The 21159-nt window shown below is 29.4% G+C and carries 26 protein-coding genes and 3 tRNA genes; 24 read left to right on the top strand and 5 right to left on the bottom strand.

What is annotated here, in order from left to right:
* Positions 1 to 32: 32 nt before the first annotated feature.
* From AC5YF9_RS04175 to AC5YF9_RS04155, 5 genes are all read left to right on the top strand, one after another.
* Positions 33 to 680, top strand: coding sequence for a TRAP transporter small permease subunit (locus AC5YF9_RS04175; RefSeq protein ID WP_415303449.1), 648 nt, complete (start codon positions 33 to 35; stop codon positions 678 to 680).
* Positions 680 to 2014 (top strand): TRAP transporter large permease, encoded by a 1335-nt coding sequence (locus tag AC5YF9_RS04170; RefSeq protein ID WP_415294381.1) that lies wholly within the window; start codon positions 680 to 682, stop codon positions 2012 to 2014. The genes AC5YF9_RS04175 and AC5YF9_RS04170 overlap by 1 nt, the downstream gene beginning before the upstream one ends.
* 25 nt (positions 2015 to 2039) lie before the next feature.
* Complete coding sequence (locus AC5YF9_RS04165; protein WP_415303448.1) at positions 2040 to 3497, top strand: cytosine permease; 1458 nt, start codon at positions 2040 to 2042, stop codon at positions 3495 to 3497.
* A 4-nt stretch (positions 3498 to 3501) separates the two neighbouring features.
* On the top strand, positions 3502 to 4248 hold the full coding sequence (locus tag AC5YF9_RS04160) for an SDR family NAD(P)-dependent oxidoreductase (RefSeq protein WP_415303447.1): 747 nt from the start codon (positions 3502 to 3504) through the stop codon (positions 4246 to 4248).
* A 201-nt stretch (positions 4249 to 4449) separates the two neighbouring features.
* Complete coding sequence (locus AC5YF9_RS04155) at positions 4450 to 5091, top strand: DUF3047 domain-containing protein (RefSeq protein WP_415303446.1); 642 nt, start codon at positions 4450 to 4452, stop codon at positions 5089 to 5091.
* Between the two features lie 2 nt (positions 5092 to 5093).
* On the opposite strand, the gene AC5YF9_RS04150 is transcribed toward AC5YF9_RS04155, so the two are convergent.
* Positions 5094 to 5231: a hypothetical protein gene (locus AC5YF9_RS04150; protein WP_415303445.1), complete on the bottom strand. Its 138-nt coding sequence runs from the start codon at positions 5229 to 5231 to the stop codon at positions 5094 to 5096.
* A gap of 56 nt (positions 5232 to 5287) precedes the next feature.
* Here AC5YF9_RS04150 and AC5YF9_RS04145 point away from each other — a divergent pair, with 56 nt between their 5' ends.
* Positions 5288 to 5713: a YbgC/FadM family acyl-CoA thioesterase gene (locus AC5YF9_RS04145; protein WP_415303444.1), complete on the top strand. Its 426-nt coding sequence runs from the start codon at positions 5288 to 5290 to the stop codon at positions 5711 to 5713.
* Here AC5YF9_RS04145 and AC5YF9_RS04140 read toward each other — a convergent pair.
* Positions 5706 to 6380, bottom strand: coding sequence for a uracil-DNA glycosylase (locus AC5YF9_RS04140; protein WP_415303443.1), 675 nt, complete (start codon positions 6378 to 6380; stop codon positions 5706 to 5708). The two genes, AC5YF9_RS04145 and AC5YF9_RS04140, sit on opposite strands and share 8 nt — an antisense overlap.
* Before the next feature lie 2 nt (positions 6381 to 6382).
* Between AC5YF9_RS04140 and AC5YF9_RS04135 the strand changes: the two genes are divergently transcribed.
* Both AC5YF9_RS04135 and AC5YF9_RS04130 read left to right on the top strand, forming a co-directional pair.
* Entirely contained in the window at positions 6383 to 6934 is a 552-nt protein-coding gene (locus tag AC5YF9_RS04135; RefSeq protein WP_415303442.1) for a histidine phosphatase family protein, read from the top strand.
* A gap of 18 nt (positions 6935 to 6952) precedes the next feature.
* Positions 6953 to 7099 (top strand): hypothetical protein, encoded by a 147-nt coding sequence (locus AC5YF9_RS04130; protein ID WP_496169831.1) that lies wholly within the window; start codon positions 6953 to 6955, stop codon positions 7097 to 7099.
* On the opposite strand, the gene AC5YF9_RS04125 is transcribed toward AC5YF9_RS04130, so the two are convergent.
* Genes AC5YF9_RS04125 through AC5YF9_RS04115 form a run of 3 tightly spaced genes read right to left on the bottom strand, consistent with a single transcriptional unit; the run spans position 7096 to position 7935 of the window.
* Positions 7096 to 7530 carry a hypothetical protein gene (locus AC5YF9_RS04125; RefSeq protein ID WP_415303441.1) on the bottom strand — a complete coding sequence of 145 codons (435 nt, stop codon included), beginning with the start codon at positions 7528 to 7530 and terminating at the stop codon, positions 7096 to 7098. The genes AC5YF9_RS04130 and AC5YF9_RS04125 overlap by 4 nt on opposite strands.
* Positions 7517 to 7690, bottom strand: a complete 174-nt coding sequence (locus AC5YF9_RS04120) for a hypothetical protein (protein WP_415303440.1) — start codon at positions 7688 to 7690, stop codon at positions 7517 to 7519. Before AC5YF9_RS04120 ends, AC5YF9_RS04125 begins: the two co-directional genes overlap by 14 nt.
* Positions 7687 to 7935: a DUF1289 domain-containing protein gene (locus tag AC5YF9_RS04115; RefSeq protein ID WP_415291104.1), complete on the bottom strand. Its 249-nt coding sequence runs from the start codon at positions 7933 to 7935 to the stop codon at positions 7687 to 7689. The genes AC5YF9_RS04120 and AC5YF9_RS04115 overlap by 4 nt, the downstream gene beginning before the upstream one ends.
* 100 nt (positions 7936 to 8035) lie before the next feature.
* Here AC5YF9_RS04115 and AC5YF9_RS04110 point away from each other — a divergent pair.
* The 16 genes from AC5YF9_RS04110 (at position 8036) to AC5YF9_RS04035 (ending at position 21158) form a co-directional block, all read left to right on the top strand.
* A tRNA-Leu gene (locus AC5YF9_RS04110) sits at positions 8036 to 8120 on the top strand.
* Positions 8121 to 8135: 15 nt separating this feature from the next.
* Positions 8136 to 9548 carry a trigger factor gene (gene tig, locus AC5YF9_RS04105; RefSeq protein ID WP_496169830.1) on the top strand — a complete coding sequence of 471 codons (1413 nt, stop codon included), beginning with the start codon at positions 8136 to 8138 and terminating at the stop codon, positions 9546 to 9548.
* Between the two features lie 32 nt (positions 9549 to 9580).
* Complete coding sequence (gene clpP, locus AC5YF9_RS04100) at positions 9581 to 10192, top strand: ATP-dependent Clp endopeptidase proteolytic subunit ClpP (protein ID WP_415303436.1); 612 nt, start codon at positions 9581 to 9583, stop codon at positions 10190 to 10192.
* 89 nt (positions 10193 to 10281) lie between these two features.
* Positions 10282 to 11550 carry an ATP-dependent Clp protease ATP-binding subunit ClpX gene (gene clpX, locus AC5YF9_RS04095; RefSeq protein WP_415303435.1) on the top strand — a complete coding sequence of 423 codons (1269 nt, stop codon included), beginning with the start codon at positions 10282 to 10284 and terminating at the stop codon, positions 11548 to 11550.
* A 62-nt stretch (positions 11551 to 11612) separates the two neighbouring features.
* Positions 11613 to 13994 carry an endopeptidase La gene (lon, locus tag AC5YF9_RS04090; protein ID WP_415303434.1) on the top strand — a complete coding sequence of 794 codons (2382 nt, stop codon included), beginning with the start codon at positions 11613 to 11615 and terminating at the stop codon, positions 13992 to 13994.
* A 277-nt stretch (positions 13995 to 14271) separates the two neighbouring features.
* On the top strand, positions 14272 to 14499 hold the full coding sequence (locus AC5YF9_RS04085) for a hypothetical protein (protein ID WP_415303433.1): 228 nt from the start codon (positions 14272 to 14274) through the stop codon (positions 14497 to 14499).
* A gap of 76 nt (positions 14500 to 14575) precedes the next feature.
* The gene (locus tag AC5YF9_RS04080; protein WP_415303432.1) at positions 14576 to 14782 is read left to right on the top strand and encodes a hypothetical protein; all 207 of its coding nucleotides are present in this window, start codon (positions 14576 to 14578) and stop codon (positions 14780 to 14782) included.
* Positions 14783 to 14830: 48 nt separating this feature from the next.
* Positions 14831 to 16039, top strand: a complete 1209-nt coding sequence (locus tag AC5YF9_RS04075) for a hypothetical protein (protein WP_415303431.1) — start codon at positions 14831 to 14833, stop codon at positions 16037 to 16039.
* Positions 16040 to 16125: 86 nt separating this feature from the next.
* The gene (locus AC5YF9_RS04070; protein ID WP_496169828.1) at positions 16126 to 17229 is read left to right on the top strand and encodes a hypothetical protein; all 1104 of its coding nucleotides are present in this window, start codon (positions 16126 to 16128) and stop codon (positions 17227 to 17229) included.
* Complete coding sequence (locus AC5YF9_RS04065; RefSeq protein ID WP_415303428.1) at positions 17230 to 17925, top strand: hypothetical protein; 696 nt, start codon at positions 17230 to 17232, stop codon at positions 17923 to 17925.
* A gap of 18 nt (positions 17926 to 17943) precedes the next feature.
* Positions 17944 to 19305 carry a CsgG/HfaB family protein gene (locus AC5YF9_RS04060; RefSeq protein ID WP_415303427.1) on the top strand — a complete coding sequence of 454 codons (1362 nt, stop codon included), beginning with the start codon at positions 17944 to 17946 and terminating at the stop codon, positions 19303 to 19305.
* Between the two features lie 12 nt (positions 19306 to 19317).
* A complete protein-coding gene (locus AC5YF9_RS04055; protein WP_496169827.1) occupies positions 19318 to 19767 on the top strand; it encodes a hypothetical protein in 450 nt (149 codons plus the stop codon).
* A gap of 237 nt (positions 19768 to 20004) precedes the next feature.
* A tRNA-Val gene (locus tag AC5YF9_RS04050) sits at positions 20005 to 20080 on the top strand.
* Positions 20081 to 20094: 14 nt separating this feature from the next.
* Positions 20095 to 20171 (top strand) — tRNA-Asp (locus tag AC5YF9_RS04045).
* Between the two features lie 86 nt (positions 20172 to 20257).
* Entirely contained in the window at positions 20258 to 20626 is a 369-nt protein-coding gene (locus AC5YF9_RS04040) for an NADH-quinone oxidoreductase subunit A (RefSeq protein WP_415286978.1), read from the top strand.
* Between the two features lie 10 nt (positions 20627 to 20636).
* Entirely contained in the window at positions 20637 to 21158 is a 522-nt protein-coding gene (locus tag AC5YF9_RS04035; protein ID WP_415303425.1) for a NuoB/complex I 20 kDa subunit family protein, read from the top strand.
* Position 21159: the final 1 nt, after the last annotated feature.

Here is a 21159-nt window from a genome sequence, read left to right as displayed (position 1 = left end):
CGGCTCGCTTCTTTTTTTTAGAGAATTTATTTATGCCAAGAAACCACGACTCCAAAAAACCAAAAGAAGAAATCAACCCTATGAAGCTTGATATTTCAGATGAAATGATTGCTGAAAGAAGAGGTGGTTCAGGTCCAATGCCCAAAGACATGCCTAAATGGATGGCATTAACTATTACAAAAATTGATTTTGCCAACAAGTGTGTAGGCAACGTGGTTTGTTGGATTATCATACCCCTGATATTTGCAATGGTGTATGAGGTTTTGGCTAGAAAACTTTTTAATGCCCCAACAATGTGGGTGTACGATATGAGTAGATTTTTTTATGGCGCGTTATTTATGCTAGGCGCTGGTTATGCTTTATCAAAAGGAGTTCATATAAGAGCAGATTTTTTATATAGAAATTTTAAGACTAAAACCCAAGGTAGAGTAGACTTTTGGTTATACTTATTATTTTATTTTCCGGGTTTAATTGTCTTTTTATATATGACTACTGGCTTTGTTCAGGAATCAATTATGAGAGGTGAAAGAGGCATGGACACTGCTTGGATGCCGTACATGTGGCCCATAAAATCTTCTTTATGGTTAGGAATAGTATTTTTGCTTATTCAGGGAGTTTCAGAATTATTTAAGAGTTATTGGGCGGCTACTAAAGGTGTGTGGCCAGGGGGAGAAGAATAATGTTAGCTGAATTCATGGATCCAGCTATTTTAGGATTTATCCTTATTGGTGTAATGCTGTTTTCTATATTTGTAGGTTTTCCAATTTCATTTACTTTAATATTTTTAGGTTTTTCTTTTGGATATCTAGGATTTGGCAAATTAGTATTTTATTTAATGACCCTACAATTCTCAATGGTCATGACCGAACAAACTCTTGCAGCAGTTCCTCTCTTCGTCTTTATGGGGATTATGATGGAACAAGCTGGTTTAATGGAGAGATTATTTTCAGCATTTCAATTAATGTTAGCTAAAGTAAGAGGCTCTTTATATTACGCTGTATTATTTGTTTCAGTTATTTTTGCAGCAGCAACAGGAATTGTTGGAGCATCTGTAACAATTTTAGGAATTATGGCGGCTAAATCTATGAACAAATCAGGTTACAATGTTCGTTTAGCAGCTGGAACAATTACTGCTGGTGGAACCTTAGGTATTTTAATTCCACCAAGTATTATGCTTGTTGTAATGGGACCTATCATGGAGATACCTGTCACAGACTTATTTGCTGCAGCAATTATTCCAGGAATATTACTAGCGACACTTTATGCTGCTTATACAACTATTAGATGTTGGATTGATCCAAGTTTAGGACCAGTACTGCCAGTTGAGTTAAGAGCCACTAGTATGTTAGCTGTCTGGAAAGAATTTTTTATTGGTTTAGTTCCACCAGCAGCCTTAGTTTTTGCTTCACTTGGAAGTATCTTGTTTGGTTTTGCTACTCCAACAGAGGCAGCTGGTTGTGGTGCAATGGGATCTTTATTACTAGCTATAGCTTATAGAAAATTAACATTTGGACGTTTACAAGAAGCTTTAGTTAAAACTTTAGAAATTTCTGCATTAATAATGGTTTTAGTTGCAGCATCAAACTTTTTTGGTGCGGTATTTTCAAGACTAGGTACACCAATGCTTTTAACTGATTTCTTGCTTGGCTTAGAGATGAATAGATATTTAATTCTTGGAATGATTATGGTTATGATTTTTCTTTTAGGGTGGCCTTTAGAGTGGGTACCAATTGTTATGATTATAGTGCCAATTATATTGCCATTAGTTGAAGCACTTGGGTTTAATTTAACTTGGTTTGCAATCCTTGTTGCTGTAAATCTCCAGACCGCCTGGCTCTCACCACCTGTTGCTCTATCAGCTTATTTTTTAAAAGGTGTGGTTCCAGAATGGGATCTTAAAGATATTTATCATGGAATGATGCAGTTTATGGTTATTCAAGTTATCGGTTTAATTTTAATCATAGTATTTCCACAGATTGCTTTGTGGCTTCCAGCCTATCTATATGGACAGTAGAACTTATTAGTTTATTATAGTTTTAGTGAATCAGATCAAATCAAAAAATACCCTAATTAATTGGGAGCTAGTTGCGGTTAATCCAAACGATAAAAATTGGAATTGGAGAGACTTGTTTTATTTTTGGGCAAACAATATCCAAAGTTTGATTGCTTTTTCTTTAATTGCCTCACTTTATTTAGTTTATGAATTAAATGTTTTTGTAGTTTTGGCTGGAAGTTTAATTGCCTCAATATTTGTTTATTTTTTTGCAAATTTAATCGGTAAACCATCTCAAAAATATGGACTTCCTTTTCCAGTAATTCTAAGAAGTTCAATTGGTGTAAAAGGAGCTAAATATTTTGCCCTTTTAAGAGGAATGGTTGGAATTTTCATGTTTGGAATTCAAACATATTTTTTATCAAAACTCTTTAGCTACTTAATTAGAATAACATTATACTCTATTGAAAATTCATTCTTGGATCAGGATATATTTTTAGTATTTGTTTTTGGTTTAAATTTAATTGACTGGATAGCATTTATTTTTGCAATTTTATTACAGGCTTTTTTATTTAGTAAAAGTCATCAGTTTAATAGATCTATAATAAAAGTTTCTGCAATTACTGTTTATTCAGGAATGCTTATATTTTTTTTAACAGTCTTACTTTACGATGTTAAAGTTACTTCTGCTGCATTTGTTGATATTTTTTCAATACAAAAAGTTTTGAATAGTAATAATATTGCGCCATTGATTACAGTAGTAGGAACTTTATTTGCTTATTTTTCAGTAGTTATAGTTAATTATGGTGACTTTAGCAGATATGTAAAAAATGAGAGTGAATTAAAAAAAGGAAACCTAAGCTTAATACTAAATTTGGTAATCTTTTCTTTTTTTGCAGTTTTTATAGTAATTGGGTCGGATATTTTCCTTAACAAAAATTTAGAACTCATGGAAAGAATTTTAACAAACCCTACAGATATTATTGGGAAAATTGACAACACTGAGTTAACTGTGATTGTGTTATTTTTTATAGTTTTTGCATCTGCATCAACAAATTTAATAGCAAATTATATCCCTGCTCAAAACTCACTGCTGAATTTTTTTCCTCAAACACTTAATTTAAAAAAATCTGCTATTGTTATTACTATTATTGGTTTTATTGTTGGTATATTTTGGTTGCCATTATTAAGTCAGATTGGAATATTAGCATTTGTAGATACTCTTGGTTCTTTTTTTGGTCCATTATTTGGTATTATGATTGTTGATTATTATTTATTAAAAAAAACAAACTTAAATAATAATGAGATTTTTTCTTTAGATGAGAAGGGGTTGTACTTTTATTCTAATGGATGGCATTTAAAAGCGATCTACTCACTTGTTTTAGGATTTATTTTTGCAGCTTCAACTATCTGGAATGAAAGTTTAATGAATTTCCATTCTTATTCTTGGATTATTGGTGCCTTTATTTCGTCTTTAACTTATTATCTTTTAACTAGTAAATAAACTTATGCATCAGTTTGATTTAGATAATAGAACTGCAATTATCACTGGAGGGGCTCAAGGTCTTGGTCTTGATATTGCAAAAAGATTTTTAAACTCAGGAGTAAAAACTATTATTTGGGATATAGATGAAAATGAACTTAAAAGAGCAACTCAAGAGTTAAACAATCCAAATCTGTCTTATAACGTTGTTGATGTTTCTGATTATAAAAATGTTAAAGAAACCGTTGATGAAATAACAAAATCTACGAACATTGATATTTTAATTAATAATGCAGGTATTACAGGTTCCACATCTTCTCTATGGGACTATGATGTGGATGAATGGAATAAAATAGTACAGATAAATTTAATGGGTACTTTTAATTGCTGCAAGTGTGTTGTTCCTAATATGATTAAAAATAATTATGGTAGAATTATTAATGTTGCGTCTGTAGCTGGCAAAGATGGAAATGCTAATGCTAGCGCTTATAGCGCAGCCAAAGCAGGGGCAATTGGTTTAACTAAATCTCTAGGTAAAGAACTAGCTGATAAAAACATAGCTGTAAACGCAGTTACACCAGCTGGTGCAAAAACAAGAATTCTTGATCAAATGTCAAAAGAACATGTTGCTAGAATGCTCTCTAAGGTACCTAGAGGTAGATTTTTAGAAATTGAAGAATTTACTTCATTAATTTGCTGGCTAGCGTCAGAGGAAAATTCATTTTCAACAGCAGCTGTTTTTGACATTAGTGGTGGTCGATCTACTTATTAACTAACACTTTAGATTCTGCATTAAGAGACTTACTTTCTTTAGAAATAACTGGTGCCAATAGAATTATGGACCAATATATCAACAAAATAAATACAGAAATTAATTTCATTATATATATCTACTATCCAATATTGATAATTTATTGCTTAAAGTGTGTTCAAATATTGTTTTAAAATTTAATTTAGATATACCCTCAACTTGATGAAATTTTTTTTAATATTATTTGGATGTTTATTTTTAATAATGAAACCTCTGTTAGCTGAAAAAGTTAATGTTTTTGATTTTACTAACGATGAGTTAAACACATTAAAAGTTAAAAAAGTTAAAGGAGAGACCAGCTGGACGCTTGGATCTAATGAAAATGGCAATTTTATAAGAGCGGAAGCCGAAGGTGTTGGGTCAGGTCTAGGAAAAGAAATTAAAATTGACCTAAATAAAACTCCTTTTATTAATATTACATGGAAAGTTGAGAAAGATTTATCTGGCATTATAGAAACTAGTAAAAAAGGGCACGATTATGCCGCTAGAGTTTTTGTGATAAAGAAAACAGGTTCCACACCACTATCTAATAGAGCAATTAATTATGTTTTTTCTAGTAATAATGATGTTGGAGAAAATTGGCCAAGCCCATATACAAAAAAATCTATTGATTATGTTCTCTCAACAACAAAAGATAACAAAAATACATGGGTTACCGTTAAAGCAAATGTGCAAAAAGATTTCATGAAACTTCATAAAATTGATGTTACTGAAATTTCGGGTATTGCTATAATGACTGATACTGATAACTCTAAATTAAAGGCTATATCTTATTATCAAGATATTTATTTTTCAGCTGAATAAGATTATTTAAATACTTTTTTAAGACCAATACTTAAAAAAGATAAAATTACAGCCACAATTACATCTTCAATGGGTGCAGCATTAGGAACCAGAAAATTCCAGGCAATTACAGCTAAAAGCCAAATAATATAAACTTTCATTGTTATATTGTATCTTAGTTTGATGTTAAAATATTTATTTTTGATAATATAAATTTATGCACGAAAATTTTTTTCACAATATAAAGGTTTATTATGAAGACACAGATGCTGGTGGTGTTGTTTATTATGCAAATTATTTAAAGTTTCTTGAAAGAGCAAGAACTGAAGCATTGTGTACAATCGGTTTTAATAATAAAAAAATTAAAGAAGATTACGGAGCTTTAATTGTCGTTAAATCTTGTAACATTGAGTACAAAAAACCATCTTACCTTGAAGACGAGCTAAAAATTAGGTCCTTTGTTAAATCTTTTACAAAAACTTCTTTTTTTATGTCACAATTTATTTCTAGAGATGATGAATTAATTGTTGAGGCAAAAGTGCATTTAGTTTTTGTAGATAAAGATGGAAAACCTATAAAAGTTCCAGAAGTTATCTTTAAAGATTTTAAACCCTATTTTTGCGATAGTATAAAAATTAAATAATTTTCTTAGCCTTCTTAAGCAAGCTTACCATTTTTTGTGTATTAATTATTTTTCTATTAACATTCCTTGGGCTAGGATGATAACTTGGAATTAGGATTTTATTATCTGGTAATATATATTTTGCACCATGTATGAAGGGTAATTTTTTGTTAAAACTATAACTTTTTTTATAAAATTTTATACAATTATCAAATGAAACCTTACCAAGCGCTATGATGACTTTTAAATTTTTTAACAACAACAGTTCATTTTTAAAAAAAGTTGAACAGTTAGATAATTCATCATTTAAAGGTCTATCTTCGGGCGGGACACATTTTAGAATATTTGTAATATAAGTTTTATTTAATTTTAGCCCATCATCAATATGGATAGAGGTTGATATATTTGTTATGTTAGCTTCAAATAAGCAATTAAATAGGAAATCTCCCGATTTATCTCCAGTGAAAGCTCTGCCTGTCCTAGTTCCTCCGTGTGCTGCTGGCGCTAGACCTACAATTAATAGTTTAGCATCAATATCACCAAATCCTGTGACTGGTTTAGCCCAATAAGTTTCGCTTATATTTTGTTTTCTTTTCTCTATAGAAATTTTTTTACTAAATTTAATTAATCTAGGGCAACTTTTACATTTAACTATTGAATTATTTAATTTTTTGAATGTTATACCCATATATGAAACTTATAAAATTTTTTTTATTAATACTTTTATCTTTCAATATTTCAGTAAAAGCAAATTCAAATGATAAAATACAAAATTTATTAAAAGAAGGTGAAAAATTAATATTTATAAGACATGCAGTTGCACCTGGTGGAGGTGATCCATTAGATTTTGATATATTAAAATGTGAAACCCAACGAAATTTAAGTAAAGAGGGCATTGTACAATCTAAAAATATTGGAAAGTTTTTTTTAGAAAACAATATTAAAATTGATAAAGTTCTGTCTAGTGAGTGGTGCAGATGTAAGCAAACAGCACAATATGCTTTTAACAAATATGAAACAAAAAGTTTTTTAAATTCATTTTTTAGTGAAAAATTTTCAAGAAATAAGAACAAACAAATAAACGATTTAAAAAGATATATTAATGAATGGAGTGGTGATAATAATTTAGTGTTAGTTACACATTATGTAACAATTCAAGAAGTGTTAAATATCACATCTTCTTCTGGAGAAATAATCATTTCAGATAGAAATTTCAATGTTCTTGCTCGACAAAATTTTTAAAAAATATAAACTAATTAAATGTCGTCAAAAAAAGCAATGAAGTTAGCGCAAAAGCAAGCTTATGCAAAGCATCGAAGTAATATTACAAATACTAAATTTGGAGCAAAAAAATTAAATTTTGTTATTAAGACCAACAAGACTAGCGTTATAAATAAAAAGTCTTAACTTTCTTTTTCAAAAAGCTCTACATTATTGCAAGTTGATACTTTCGAAATAGCTTCTTCACCATTAATTACAGTTTTAATGTTAATTATAGGGTTATTTTTTTCAAAAACTAGTTGAGTGTAAAATTGTGGGTAACCAATTCTATCTGTAAAGATTAGATTTTTCTCCTCATAAACAAATCTTTCTAAGGTGTTGTCTTTCTTTATACTTAAGTCTGTTCTTTTATGCTTTTTATATGTTTTGTTGTCATAAACATAGTTTCTAATCATCAAAGATTTTTCTAAATCTAAGATGTATTCATTTTTAATAAAACTATCATTTAAATTTTTGCATCCTGTCAAAAGCATTATTTCTGAAAAAACTACTGTTTGAAAATTAAGTAAAAATGTTAAAATTATCAAAAAATTAATACTAAAACTATTTTTTCTCATTTTTATCAAAATAAAATAATGCGATTAAGAAAATAATTGTCCATACAAATATTGAAATAGTTTTTATGAATGATGTTTCTGCGCCCCAAACTTTTAAAAAAAAAGCACCAATTAAGATACCAAGTACATAAATTATAGTTGCTATTGTTGTTTTATTCATTTAATTAAATTTTTTTTATAAAGTGAAATTCCATTTTCAACTTTATGATTATAAGACTCTTTAAAACTTTCTAATTGCCAGCCACCCAGTCTTGCCTGAATATCAGTTAGATTAGATTTTTTCCATTCATCTGATGTTTCCTCTAATTTCCACATCTTTTTTTCCTCATTATTTCTACCACAACCATAACAGTATCCAGTTTGAGGATCTGTTTTACATATGCTTATACACGGAGAAACAATCATTTTTTAAAATTATTAGTTAATATAATTGAATATTATTATATTTCATAATTATTCTCATTGGACAAATAGAATCTATCATATATAAACCCACAAGAATTGTGGGCGAATGGCGGAATTGGTAGACGCGCTGGTCTTAGGAACCAGTATTGAAAGATGTGAAGGTTCGAGTCCTTTTTCGCCTACCAGGAAAGTATAAAATTATGAAAGTAACAGTAGAAAATATAAAAGGCTTAAATAAGGACGTTAAAGTTTTCATAGATAAAAAAATTATGAACACTTATATGGATGAAAAATACGAAGAAATTAAAAATACTGTTAATTTAAAAGGTTTCAGACCAGGAAAAGTTCCAAAAGAAATTCTTAAAAGACAATTTGGCCAAGCAATTTTTAGTGAAGTCCTTGATAAAGTTCTTAAAGATACATCAGTTAAAGCTTTAGAGGATAGTAAAATTAAACCAGCCGGACAACCTAAACTTGATCTTAAAACATACGGTGTGGATAAGGATTTAGAATACGTAATGTCTGTAACCGAACTACCAAAAGTTAAACTTAAATCAGTAGAGAATATAAAATTTGATGAATATTCAGTAAAAATAGATGCAAGTGAGACTGATAAAAGAATTAAGGAAATAGCAAAAAGTCAAAACAATTTTATTGATGTTGCTGATGAAGTTAAGGCTGCTGCTGGCAATTCTGTTGTATTTGACTACAAGGCTACAATTGATGGAAAAGATTTTACAGGAGGTGAAGGAAAAAATACACAGTTAGTTCTTGGAAAAGATCTATTTATTAAAGGCTTTGATAAGCAATTAGTAGGAGTTAAAAAAAATGATGAAAAGTCAGTAGAGGCTGTGCTCCCTGAGAATTATCCACAAAAAGAATTTGCAAAGAAAAAAGCTAAATTTGTCTGTAAAATTATAGCTATAAAAAAATCTGAAGATGTAAAAATTGATGATGATTTCGCAAAAAATTTAGGAGCGAAAGATCTTGCTGACCTAAAATTATTAGTTTCAAAACAAATTAATGAAGAATTTAAAAACTCCTTAGATAAATTAACCAAAACTCAAATTTTAAAAGAAATCGAAAATTTTAAAGTTGATGAAATTCCAGGTAACTTAATAGAAGAAGAGGTTAAAATATTAGCCCAAGGTATGAGTGAAGAGGATGCTAAAAAAAGTAAAAAAAATTTTGAAGATGTGGCAAAAAAAAGAATTAAAGTTGGATTAATTTTGAATGAATTTGGTGAACAAAATAAGATAAATGTTACCGAACAAGAAGTTCAAGCTGAAGTGCAAAAACAACTTAGAATGATGCCTGGACAAGAAAAAATGGTTATGGAATTTTATCAGAAGAATCCATCTGCATTAGCAAGTTTAAGAGGAACCGTTTATGAGGAAAAAATTATTAATTTAATTAAAACAAAAGCAAAGCCTAATAAGAAAGAAATATCTAAAGAAGATGCTGAAAAAATTTTAAAAGAACATCAAAAACAAGACCATAACCACGATCATGACCATCCAGAGGAAGAAAAAGCAATTACTAAAAAAGATACTACTAAATCAAAAGCTACAAAACCCAAAGAAACTGCAACAAAAAAAGTTAGCAAAAAGTAATCACAAGTTGTATAAGTTATAAGAATCAACTTATGTCAATAAATTTTTCTGAACAAATGAATAATTTAGTCCCTATGGTAGTGGAGCAATCCAACAAGGGTGAAAGAGCTTATGATATTTATTCAAGACTTTTAAAAGAAAGAATAATTTTTTTAGTTGGTCCTATTAATGACAATGTTGCATCATTAGTTACAGCACAGCTTTTGTTTTTAGAATCTGAAGATCCAAAAAAAGAAATCAATTTATATATAAATAGCCCAGGCGGACTAGTAACAGCAGGTCTTGGTATTTATGATACTATGCAATATATCAAACCAGATGTTTCGACTTTATGCATCGGTCAAGCAGCTTCAATGGGATCCTTTTTATTAGCGGCAGGAAAAAAAGGTAAAAGGTTTTCTTTGCCAAATTCCAGAATAATGGTTCATCAACCATCAGCTGGATTTCAAGGTCAGGCAACGGATATTGAAATACATGCAAAGGAAGTTTTAGCATTAAAAAAAAGACTTAATGAAATTTACTCCAAGCATACTAGTAAATCTGTAGATGATGTTAAAAAGGCACTAGAGAGAGATAATTTTATGACCCCAGAAGTTGCTAAAGACTTTGGTTTAATCGATGCAGTAGTAGAAAACAGGTCTTAATATACCACATCTTGAGGGCTACCAAACGTATACTTGATTATTATGAGTCATCTATATTAAAGTACATATATTGATTCGTTTAAAAAATTATGACTACTAATAATAAAAATATTCTTTACTGTTCATTTTGTGGCAAGAGTCAACACGAGGTTAGAAAATTAATTGCTGGACCTACAGTATTCATTTGTGATGAATGCGTTGAGCTTTGCATGGATATTATCAAAGAAGAAAGCAAAGATACTTTTGTTAAACATCAAGATGGTTTGCCACCCCCAAAAGAAATTTGCGCAGTATTGGATGATTATGTTATTGGTCAACCTCATGCTAAAAAAGTTTTATCAGTAGCTGTACACAATCACTATAAAAGACTTAATTATGAAAGTAAAACCAGTAAGACTGTTGAACTTTCTAAATCTAATATTCTTCTAGTCGGTCCCACTGGTTGTGGTAAAACTTTATTAGCCCAAACATTAGCTAGAATTTTAGATGTACCTTTTACAATGGCAGATGCTACCACATTAACTGAAGCGGGTTATGTTGGTGAGGATGTTGAAAATATTATTTTAAAGTTATTACAAGCTGCAGATTACAATGTAGAAAAAGCTCAAAGAGGAATTGTTTATATTGATGAGGTTGACAAAATTAGTAGAAAGTCTGAAAATCCATCAATTACTAGAGATGTTTCTGGCGAAGGTGTGCAGCAAGCATTGTTGAAAATTATGGAAGGAACTGTTGCAAGTGTTCCACCCCAAGGAGGAAGAAAACATCCTCAACAAGAATTTTTGCAAGTAGATACAACTAATATCTTATTTATTTGTGGAGGAGCTTTTGCAGGACTTGATAAAATAATTTCCCAAAGAGACAAAGGTACTTCAATTGGATTTGGTGCAAATGTTAAAAAGACAGATGATAAAAAAACAGGTGAGTGGATGAAAAGTTTAGAGCCTGAAGATTTGTTAAAATATGGTCTTATACCTGAGTTTATTGGAAGATTACCTATGATTGCAACTTTAGAAGATCTTGATGAAAAATCTTTAGTTAAAATATTACAAGAACCAAAAAATTCTTTAATTAAACAATATCAAGAATTGTTTAAATTAGATGGAGCAAAGTTAAGTTTTAAAGATAATGCCATTAAAGAAATTGCACAAAAAGCAATTAATAAGAAAACTGGTGCAAGAGGGCTAAGATCAATCTTGGAAAATATTTTATTAAAAACTATGTATGATTTACCAAGTCAAGATAATGTAGAAGAGGTAATTGTTGATGCTGGTGCGGCAAAAGGTTTATCCCAACCTATTATAGTTCATTCAAAAAATAACAGTAAAACTAAGTCTGACAAAACTTCTGCGGCTTAATTTAAGGTTAATAAACAATAAATAGCTATTGCAATATCGTATTTAATATCCATATTTAGATAATGGATGTTAAAATAGAACGACCGTTATTACCTTTAAGAGATATTGTTGTATTCCCTAATATGGTTATCCCACTATTTGTAGGAAGAGATAAATCTATAGCTGCTTTAAATGAAGTAATGAAAAAAGACAAAAAAATTGTCCTTGTTACACAAAAAAACTCAGAAATAGATGACCCAAAAAAATTAGATGTTTTTACTTATGGCTGTGAAGGAAACATTCTTCAATTGTTAAAATTGCCTGATGGTACAGTAAAAGTTTTAGTTGAGGGAAGCAAAAGAGTTAAAATTTTAGACTTTAAAGATAATGATAAATTTATCGTTTGTGAGTATGCTCATCAACATGATTTAATTACAAAAGATGAAGACTTAATTCCTTTAGCGATGACAGCTGTTAGGAGACTGGAAAAATTAACATCAGTTAATAAAAAAATTTCAAGCGAAACAATAAATGGTATTAAAAAATTAACTGATGCATCTCATATCGCTGATAATATTGCTTCTCATTTGACAGCAACTATTTCTGAAAAACAGCAAATTTTTGAAACAATGGACGTTAAAAAAAGGCTTAATTCTATAATTAAGAGTATGGAAAATGAAACTAGTATTATTGGAGTTGAAAAAAGAATTAGAGGAAGAGTTAAAACTCAAATGGAAAAAACTCAACGAGAATATTATTTAAATGAACAGCTTAAAGCTATTCAAAAAGAACTGGGTGAAATTGAAGATGGTAAAGATGAGACATCAAGCCTTAATAAATCTATTTTAAAATCTAAAATGCCAAAAGACGTCGAGAAAAAATGCATGGCGGAGCTTAAGAAATTAAAAAATATGAGTCCCATGTCAGCAGAAGCTACTGTTATTAGAAACTACCTAGATTGGATGATTGACCTTCCTTGGTTTAAAAAAAGTGAAGTTGCAATTGATCTTAAAAAAGCTTTAGCTGTATTAGATGCCGATCACTTTGGTTTAGAAAAGGTAAAAGAGAGAATTATTGAGTTTTTAGCAGTTCAAAAAAGAATGGAAAAAATTAAAGGTCCAATCTTATGTTTAGTGGGACCCCCAGGTGTTGGAAAGACATCTTTAGGTAAATCAATTGCGAAAGCTACTAACAGAGAGTTTGTGAGAGTTTCCGTAGGTGGAATGCGTGACGAAGCTGAAATTAGAGGTCACAGAAGAACTTATATTGGGTCTTTACCAGGAAAAATTATTCAAATGATGAAGAAAGCAGGAACTAAAAACCCTCTAATCCTCCTCGATGAAATAGATAAAATTGGAAATGATTATAGAGGTGATCCATCCTCAGCTTTATTAGAAGCATTGGACCCTGAACAAAACTCAACATTTAATGATCATTATTTAGAAGTTGATTACGACCTATCAGATGTGATGTTTGTAACGACAGCTAATACATTGAATATATTGCCGCCACTATTAGACAGAATGGAAGTAATTAGATTAGCTGGATATACAGAGGATGAAAAAATTAATATTGCAAATAAATATCTTCTACCAAAACAAATTAAAGATAACGGTGTTAAAGAAAAAGAAATGACACTATCTGAAGATATCATTAAAGAAATTATTCAAAGTTACACAAAAGAATCTGGTGTAAGAAATTTAGAAAGAGAAATATCAAAAGTTGCAAGAAAGGTCGTTAAAAAAGTTGTAACTGGTGAAGAAAAGGAAGTTAAAATTGATTTAGAGAATTTATCAGATTACCTTGGAATACAGAAATTTAAATTTGGTGAACTTGAAAGCGAAGATAAGATCGGTGTAGTTACTGGTTTGGCATGGACAGAGTATGGTGGCGAAATTCTAAAAATTGAAACTGTAATTATGCCTGGTAAGGGAAGAATGCAAATTACCGGAAAACTTGGTGAGGTAATGCAAGAATCTATTAAAGCTGCAAAATCATTTATTAGATCTAAAAGTTTAGATTATGGAATTATTCCACCATTATTTGAAAAAAAAGATTTTCATATTCACGTTCCAGAAGGGGCCACCCCTAAAGATGGACCATCTGCTGGAATTGGTATGGTTACATCCATAGTATCAGCAATTACTAACAATCCAGTAAGAAGAGATGTTGCAATGACAGGAGAAGTAACATTAACGGGACAAGTTTTACCAATCGGTGGATTAAAAGAAAAATTACTAGCTGCGCATAGAGCTGGAATTAAACAGGTTATTATTCCCAAGGAAAATGAAAAAGATCTAGTAGATATGCCTAAAAAAATAACTGATGATATTAAAATAACAACAGTAGAACATGCTGATGAAGTACTAAAAATAGCTTTAACTAAAGAGTTAAAAAGAGTTGAATGGGTAGAGGTTGAAAAAATTTCTAAATCAGACGATAAATCTCAAGCTAGTATTCAGTAATTATCAATCTACATTATCTATTTGTTGATGTAATAGTAGCACTTCTTTTGGGCGGTTAGCTCAGTTGGTAGAGTATCTCGTTTACACAAAGCTAGTCCAAAAAAAACGCAAATAACCTTCTATAAATAACAATAATAGTTTACTTAATAAGAGAGCTCCAATTAAGCTAGGTAAGCAATAGGTATAGAAAAAGTTACTCTATAAAAGTTATTCTCTTGAACTTTAAAGCATTCAAATTTAATGTTTAATTCAATTAATTTTTTAATTAAGCTAACTTATGAAAATTAATAAAATTGTCCGTATCGCTCTATCTGGTAGTTTAATTGGATTAATATTAACCAACCCAAGAAAAGCATTAGATAAAATGATAGAAAAGAATAATAATAATGGGTGGAATGCAATTTATTATACAACGCGTTCTGAAAGTAACATAATTATTATCCTCATCCAATGGTTGGTTTTATTCTTAACATTAGGTTTATGGACTTTTGGTGTGGGATACTAAATTCTATTTGAAAAAGAAAAGAATCTAAGCATTAGATGTTGTCTTAAGATTAATTAAATCAAAAGAAGGAGTTAATATGGACAAATACACTAAATTTATTTTAACAATAATTGCAACTGGAGTACTTGGCATAAACTTTCACTTATTTAAAAGTGAAATAATTTCCCCTGCAAATGCTGCAAATAATTCAGTGCAAAAAGTAGTGTTATGTAATAGTTCAGGGTATAATTGTGCGGGAATAACACCTAATGGGTATTTTAAGATACAAATTAAAAGTAATTAAAATAATTCTTATAGTCAGTAAAAATTTATTCTGTTAGCGTATTCAATTATGAAGAGAGTCACACATGTTAAGTTGCTATTTATATTGTTATGTAATTTTATAGTTTTCAATAACGTTTTAGCAAGTGAGAAAAAAGTATTTTATGCTGGGTTTTCTTTTTCAGGAAACTACATAGATAAATCTTCATCTATTCAATTTACAAATCAACTTATAAATGAAAAAGATGAAAATGGGATAGATATAATTTCAAAGAGTTTAATTAAAACTATAAAGAAAGTTAAAGCTAAAAATTTTAATATTGATTTTGATTTTGCTGATTTAGAAAAAGGTCTTGAAGAATCAGTTGTAATGGCTGTTGTTTTAGATAATGAAACTTATTTCAACGAATATGAGCCAATTTCAAAAACTTATATGAATAATATTCAGATGTTTTTTCAAATTATTTTTTATAATTTTAAAACTAAAAAGTTAATTACATCAATACCATATGATGTTTCGGTTCCTTTTTTTACTAAAAAAGAACCAACTGAAAAAGAAATTACAAATTATATAAAAAAATTTTACACAGTGGGATTAAAAGAGATGAATTCTGAAAAAAAAATCAATGCTTTTTCACAAGTAGAAAAATCATTAAATGATTTTGAGTTAAAAGAAAAATATAATCTTCGCATAGGTGTCACTAGTGTTAAATTTGAAGATAAAGCTATTTCTGTTATACCAAAAAATTATAAAAAAAATATTAAACCCTTAGAGAATATTTTTGCTCAATTATTTTCTTCAAGATTATCTTTGCATAACAATGTTGCACTTGTTCCTTATATTGAGGGTATGGCGATTGGTGCAAAAATGAAACAGCAATTTGTAAACAGTGATGTAATATATGATATTGAATTACCAAAGCCTGATTACAATATTGATTTAATTATAAAAGGCTTCAAAAAAGTTTTAGCAAAAAAATCAGATGTTAATAATATTTATTTCTGGGCTACTTTTTTAAATTTAAAAATTTCTCAACCAGATCTAAATAAAGTCTATATGGATGATGATTTAAAAAATGTAATTAAAAAATCAATCCCTTCTCAAATTACAGATATTAATGATTGGTATAAGTTTTATATAACTACATATGAATTATTTGATGGTTTTTCTTACAATATAAATGTGATGGATGAAAAATGGATTTCCAAAACAAATAAAACTGATAAATTCAAGAAAAGTATGAAAAATGTAAGAAAACTTATGGTTAAATTTAAATAAGTTTTATTTCTCAGAGAAATTAGTGTTGTTCTTCGGTAGTTTTAGAAGAGCTGTTTTGTGTTAGGGTTTCATAAATAATCTTATCTATGATTAAATTTTCTTTTAAAATATTCTCTCTTATTATTTTTCTTTTAAATACCTCTTATTTATATGCTTTTGAAGAGGTTGGAAAAGGAACAATAAGCATTACTGCAATTTCATCTTTTGAAGAAAAAAAAGAATTAATTATTTTTGAAGCAAAACAAATTGCTTGTAAGGATGCTTTAAAAAAATATGTAAGTACTTTCACGATAGATAAAAAAAAGAATTATGACAAAATAAAGTCTAAAATTGAAAAAGATTATCTCAACTATATGGTTTGTGATAAGATTATAGATGAAAATCTCGATACATCTACTGGTAAGTATACCATTCTTGTTAAAGCTAATATTGATGAAACAAAAATAAATCAAGCACTTATAGAATCTTCAGCTATCGCCAACACAAGTAGTGATGAGGCTTCAGATATTGTTTTACTGATGTTTTCAGCTAAGACTAAAAGTATCAAACAAAAAGATGACAAAGTAACTAAAGTTGATCAATCTAAAAAAAGTGTTGATGTTGAGCAAACAGAGGCTACGAGTGAAAGTGAAACATTAGTATCTAGCGAAACAATAGAAACTAATGTTACTACAACTGGTGGAAACACAGTTAAAAGCTCAGAAACTATTACTTATGAGATAAGCGACATCTACAATGAGTCAATTGAAGCTGGTATGGTAGAAATCCTAAATACTGCTGGATTTGAATTAATTGATGGTGGAGATTTAGATTTAGAAGAGCAAATTGAAACTCTTAAAGCAGATTATGGTGAAAAAGGAAAGTTATCTAAAGCCGTTCAAAAAAGTATAAAAAAGAATATCGCATCTGAGGAAATTTCATTTTATATACAAGGTATCTTTAAAATTGGAAGTCAAGAAATTGATGCTGCTACAGGTCTTAAAGTAGTTAACGTTTCTGTAGTTAGTGCAAAAATGATGCATAAGAAAGAGGGTAAAAAATTTTGGAAAACAGTTGCATCTGTTGCTGGGAACCAAAGAAAAGGTAAAGGCACAACGTATGACGAGGCTATTAATAACGCTATACGACTTTGTGCACAATCTGTAGCTAAACAAATGGTTCAAAAAGTTAACGCAAAAGGAATAAAATAAATGAATAAAGTAAAATTTATAAAGGTAATTATTGTTACAATAACGTTATATTTTCTTTCAACTTTATATATTGTGCCAGCTTCAGCAATCACTCTCAAGAGTCTTAAAAATCCTGCAGATTTATTTAAGAAGAAGAAAGATAGTGGAGGTGAAAAAGTTGATCTTAAAAATGCGAAAACAGCTTTAATGGCACTCTTTTATGAATCTTCAAATAATTATTTAATGGCACAAGAGTTATTATTAATAGCTTATGGAAAAAATACAGAAGCAGCACAAGTAACCGAAGCCATAGCGTACGCAAAAGATTCAGGTGTTAGTGATTCTAAAAAATTAAAAAATTCTATGAAAGTCACAACAAAAGCAAGTAAAAGCATAGAAACCTCAATGAAAGATGAAAGTTTTAAATTATCAGTTGAGGGTAAAGCTAATTATGCTAAATCACTACCTTTTCTAGGTAGAGGTCTTATAGGAACTATGAAATTAAGACCAGAAACTCAAAATATGATTGCCAATATACAATCAAACCCAATGAATGCGATAACTCAAATTGGTGGTTTATCAAGAATTATACCAAATATTCCTGGTTACATTACAACTCTTACAAAAACTTCAAAACTTGTAATTAGTGGTGCTAAAGCAAAAAAAATTGAGGGTGCTGACAATTTAGACTCAGAAATGGACGCATTAGCTCTTTAAATATTTTAAGGCTCAGATATGCAACTAATTTTAAAAAGAATTATATTATTTTTGTTCTTAACAATTTTTCTATCTACAAATTCTTGGTCAGAAATAAAATTTAAAACAGTTACAGTTTCTGCGGCAGGTCTTTCTTATGAAGAGGCTCTGAATAATGCATTTGCTGAAGCAATAGCAATGGTAAATGGCAAAAATATTCAAACAAAAACAATAATTCAAGTTTTAAGCGGAGACCCTCTATCCAAAGAAATTGCTCAAGATAAAAAACAAGTAGGTTTTTTAGCTGATTTATTGTCACAATTTAATAAACCAGAAAAAAAAGAAAAACCTAAAGAAGAGAAAAAGAATTCAGATAAAGTTGAGTACTCACAAAATTACCTAAAAGAAATAATAGACGAAACTAAAGGTGGAATAAAATCATACGAAATTATTAAAAAAGAAACAGATAAAAATGGATGGCATAATATAAAATTAAAAGCTGAAGTAGCATTTTTTGATTTACCAAAAGAAGCGATGAGAGTTCGTATGGCAATATTTCCATTTAAACTTTATGATGTAGAAGGTGATAAAAGCAGATTTAATAGACTGATAGATCAAAATATTAATGACTATTTTGTTCAAACAAAAAAATTTACAATGTTGGATAGAACTTATATTGAAGAAGTTGCAAAAGAGCAAAGCACTATTTTAGATGGTAAAACACCCGCAATAGAAATGGCTAAAATTGGTAACGAAATATCAGCAGACTTTATTTTAGTAGGTTCTGTAGAAAATTTTAATATTATAGAAAAAGTAAAAAAGATTTTATCTTCTGATATGGAGATAAAGAAAAAAGAGGCAAGTATATATATGTCATATAGGTTACTTGATGTTGCAACTAAACAAATAAGCTACTCAAATACTATTGAATACAAACTGACACTTACTGAAAATTCAAAAAAACCTGACATAGAAATAATAGCAAAAATATCAAAAATACTTGGGGAAGAAATATTGTTTAGTATATATCCTGTTTTAGTTGAAAAAATTGTAAACAGTGAGATTTATTTAGGACAAGGTGGAAACCAATTCCAAAAATCAGATCAATATGAATTATTCGAAAAAGGAGAAAAAATTATTGATAGTTACACAAATGAAGTGATTGGTAATGTTGAAACTTTATTGGGTTTAATTGAAATTACTTCTGTGTCTACAGGTTATAGTAAAGCCAAAATGCTTTCCAAAGAAAATAATCTTCCTGAAGATATTAGTAATGGCAGTTATTTAGTAAGACCAATTAAAATAGTTAATGAAAATAATGAAAAAACCTTTGCAGAAAATAAAGAAAAGATAAAAAAGAAAAAAGCAGATAAAAAAAAGAAATTAGAAAATGAATTTTAATTTTATAAAATAATGAATAAGATATATTTAATATTAATATTATTTTTTTTGAATCAATGTTCTACATCATCACCCCAAGTTAAATCTTGTAAAGTGAAAACAAATCTTTCTGTAGAAAAAACTGATCCAAAATGGTTTATAGAAAAAGAAGATGAAGAGTTTTATTATATTGTAAAAAATAAAGAGTATTCTGGTGACTCTAAGTTAGCTGAAACCAAAAATATGTATATTTCTGAAATTTTATTAGCTAATAAAATTGCTGAAGATTTTATGAGCTGCTCTGATCAAAATAGTTCGATTAAATATATTAGAAATTCAAAAAATTCCAATGATGTTCAAATGTTTAAAAATGGCCAACTAGTTAAAAACCTAAATGGTCAATTCAAAATTGAAAAAAATATAATTATTGAAGGAAATAATAAATTTATTAGTTATCTAAAGTTTAAAAAGCTAAAGAAATAAAGCATATTTTTTTTATTATTATTACTCAATTTTTTCTATTTTTGTATTTACCATATTGATTTGTAGGGTATTAAAATAAGCGGCCAGGTATGCACCAGGTATGTAGAACAAAATTCCAACTGACAAAAGCCAGGTATGTTATAGGAATCGAGTTTGTTCACTTATTTTCCTAATTTGCCTTTCTAAAGTGTTTGCTTTCTTAAATAAGTTGTTATAAATAGTGCGTAATTTGGTTTTGGGCGGTTAGCTCAGTTGGTAGAGCATCTCGTTTACACCGAGGGGGTCAAAGGTTCGAGTCCTTTACTGCCCACCAAAACAATTAAAAGTGGGGGTGTAGCTCAGTTGGTTAGAGCGATCGCCTGTCACGCGATAGGTCGAGGGTTCGAGTCCCTTCACTCCCGCCACTTTTCTAGACTTTTTAATGTGAATATTCCATAAAATGTGACGTAAGAGCCCTTCAACATGATATAAAAAGTGTTATATAGACTTCATGCTTTCAGAATTTTTAAAAGATTATCTGCCAATAATATTATTTTTGATTATAGCTCTTGGTTTGAGTTGTGCATTTGTTGTTATAAATTTAATACTTTCACCAAAACACCCTGATCCTGAAAAATTATCAGCTTATGAGTGTGGGTTTGAACCTTTTGAAGATTCTAGAATAGAATTTGATGTTAGGTTTTATTTGGTTGCTATCCTTTTTATAATTTTTGATTTGGAAATAGCTTTTCTATTTCCTTGGGCAATCTCTCTTGGAAATATTGGTTTATTAGGATTTTCTTCAATGATGATTTTTTTATTTATATTAACTATTGGTTTTATTTATGAGTGGAGAAAAGGTGCTTTAGATTGGGAGTAATATTTTAAATATGAATTTAGAAGATAAAAACAAACAGATCCCAGAAGAGTTTAAAAAACTTTCTGAAGATTTTAGTAAAAATGGTTTTATAACAACATCACTTGACAATCTTATTAATTGGTCAAGAGCTGGATCGCTACATTGGATGACTTTTGGTTTAGCTTGCTGTGCAGTTGAGATGATGCAAACTGCCATGCCAAGATATGACCTGGAAAGATTCGGAGCCGCACCTCGAGGCTCACCTAGACAATCAGATGTAATGATTGTTGCTGGAACTTTAACAAATAAAATGGCACCCGCCTTAAGAAAAGTTTACGATCAAATGCCTGAACCAAGATATGTTATCTCTATGGGAAGCTGTGCTAATGGTGGTGGTTATTACCATTATTCTTATTCTGTTGTTCGTGGCTGCGATAAAATTGTTCCGGTTGATATTTACGTCCCAGGATGTCCACCCTCAGCTGAAGCATTACTTTATGGCATCATGCAACTCCAAAAAAAAATTAGAAACAAAGGATCTTTTGATAGATAAT

Source organism: Candidatus Pelagibacter sp. uisw_098 (assembly GCF_059512505.1).
This window is presented reverse-complemented; position numbering and strand designations above follow the sequence as displayed.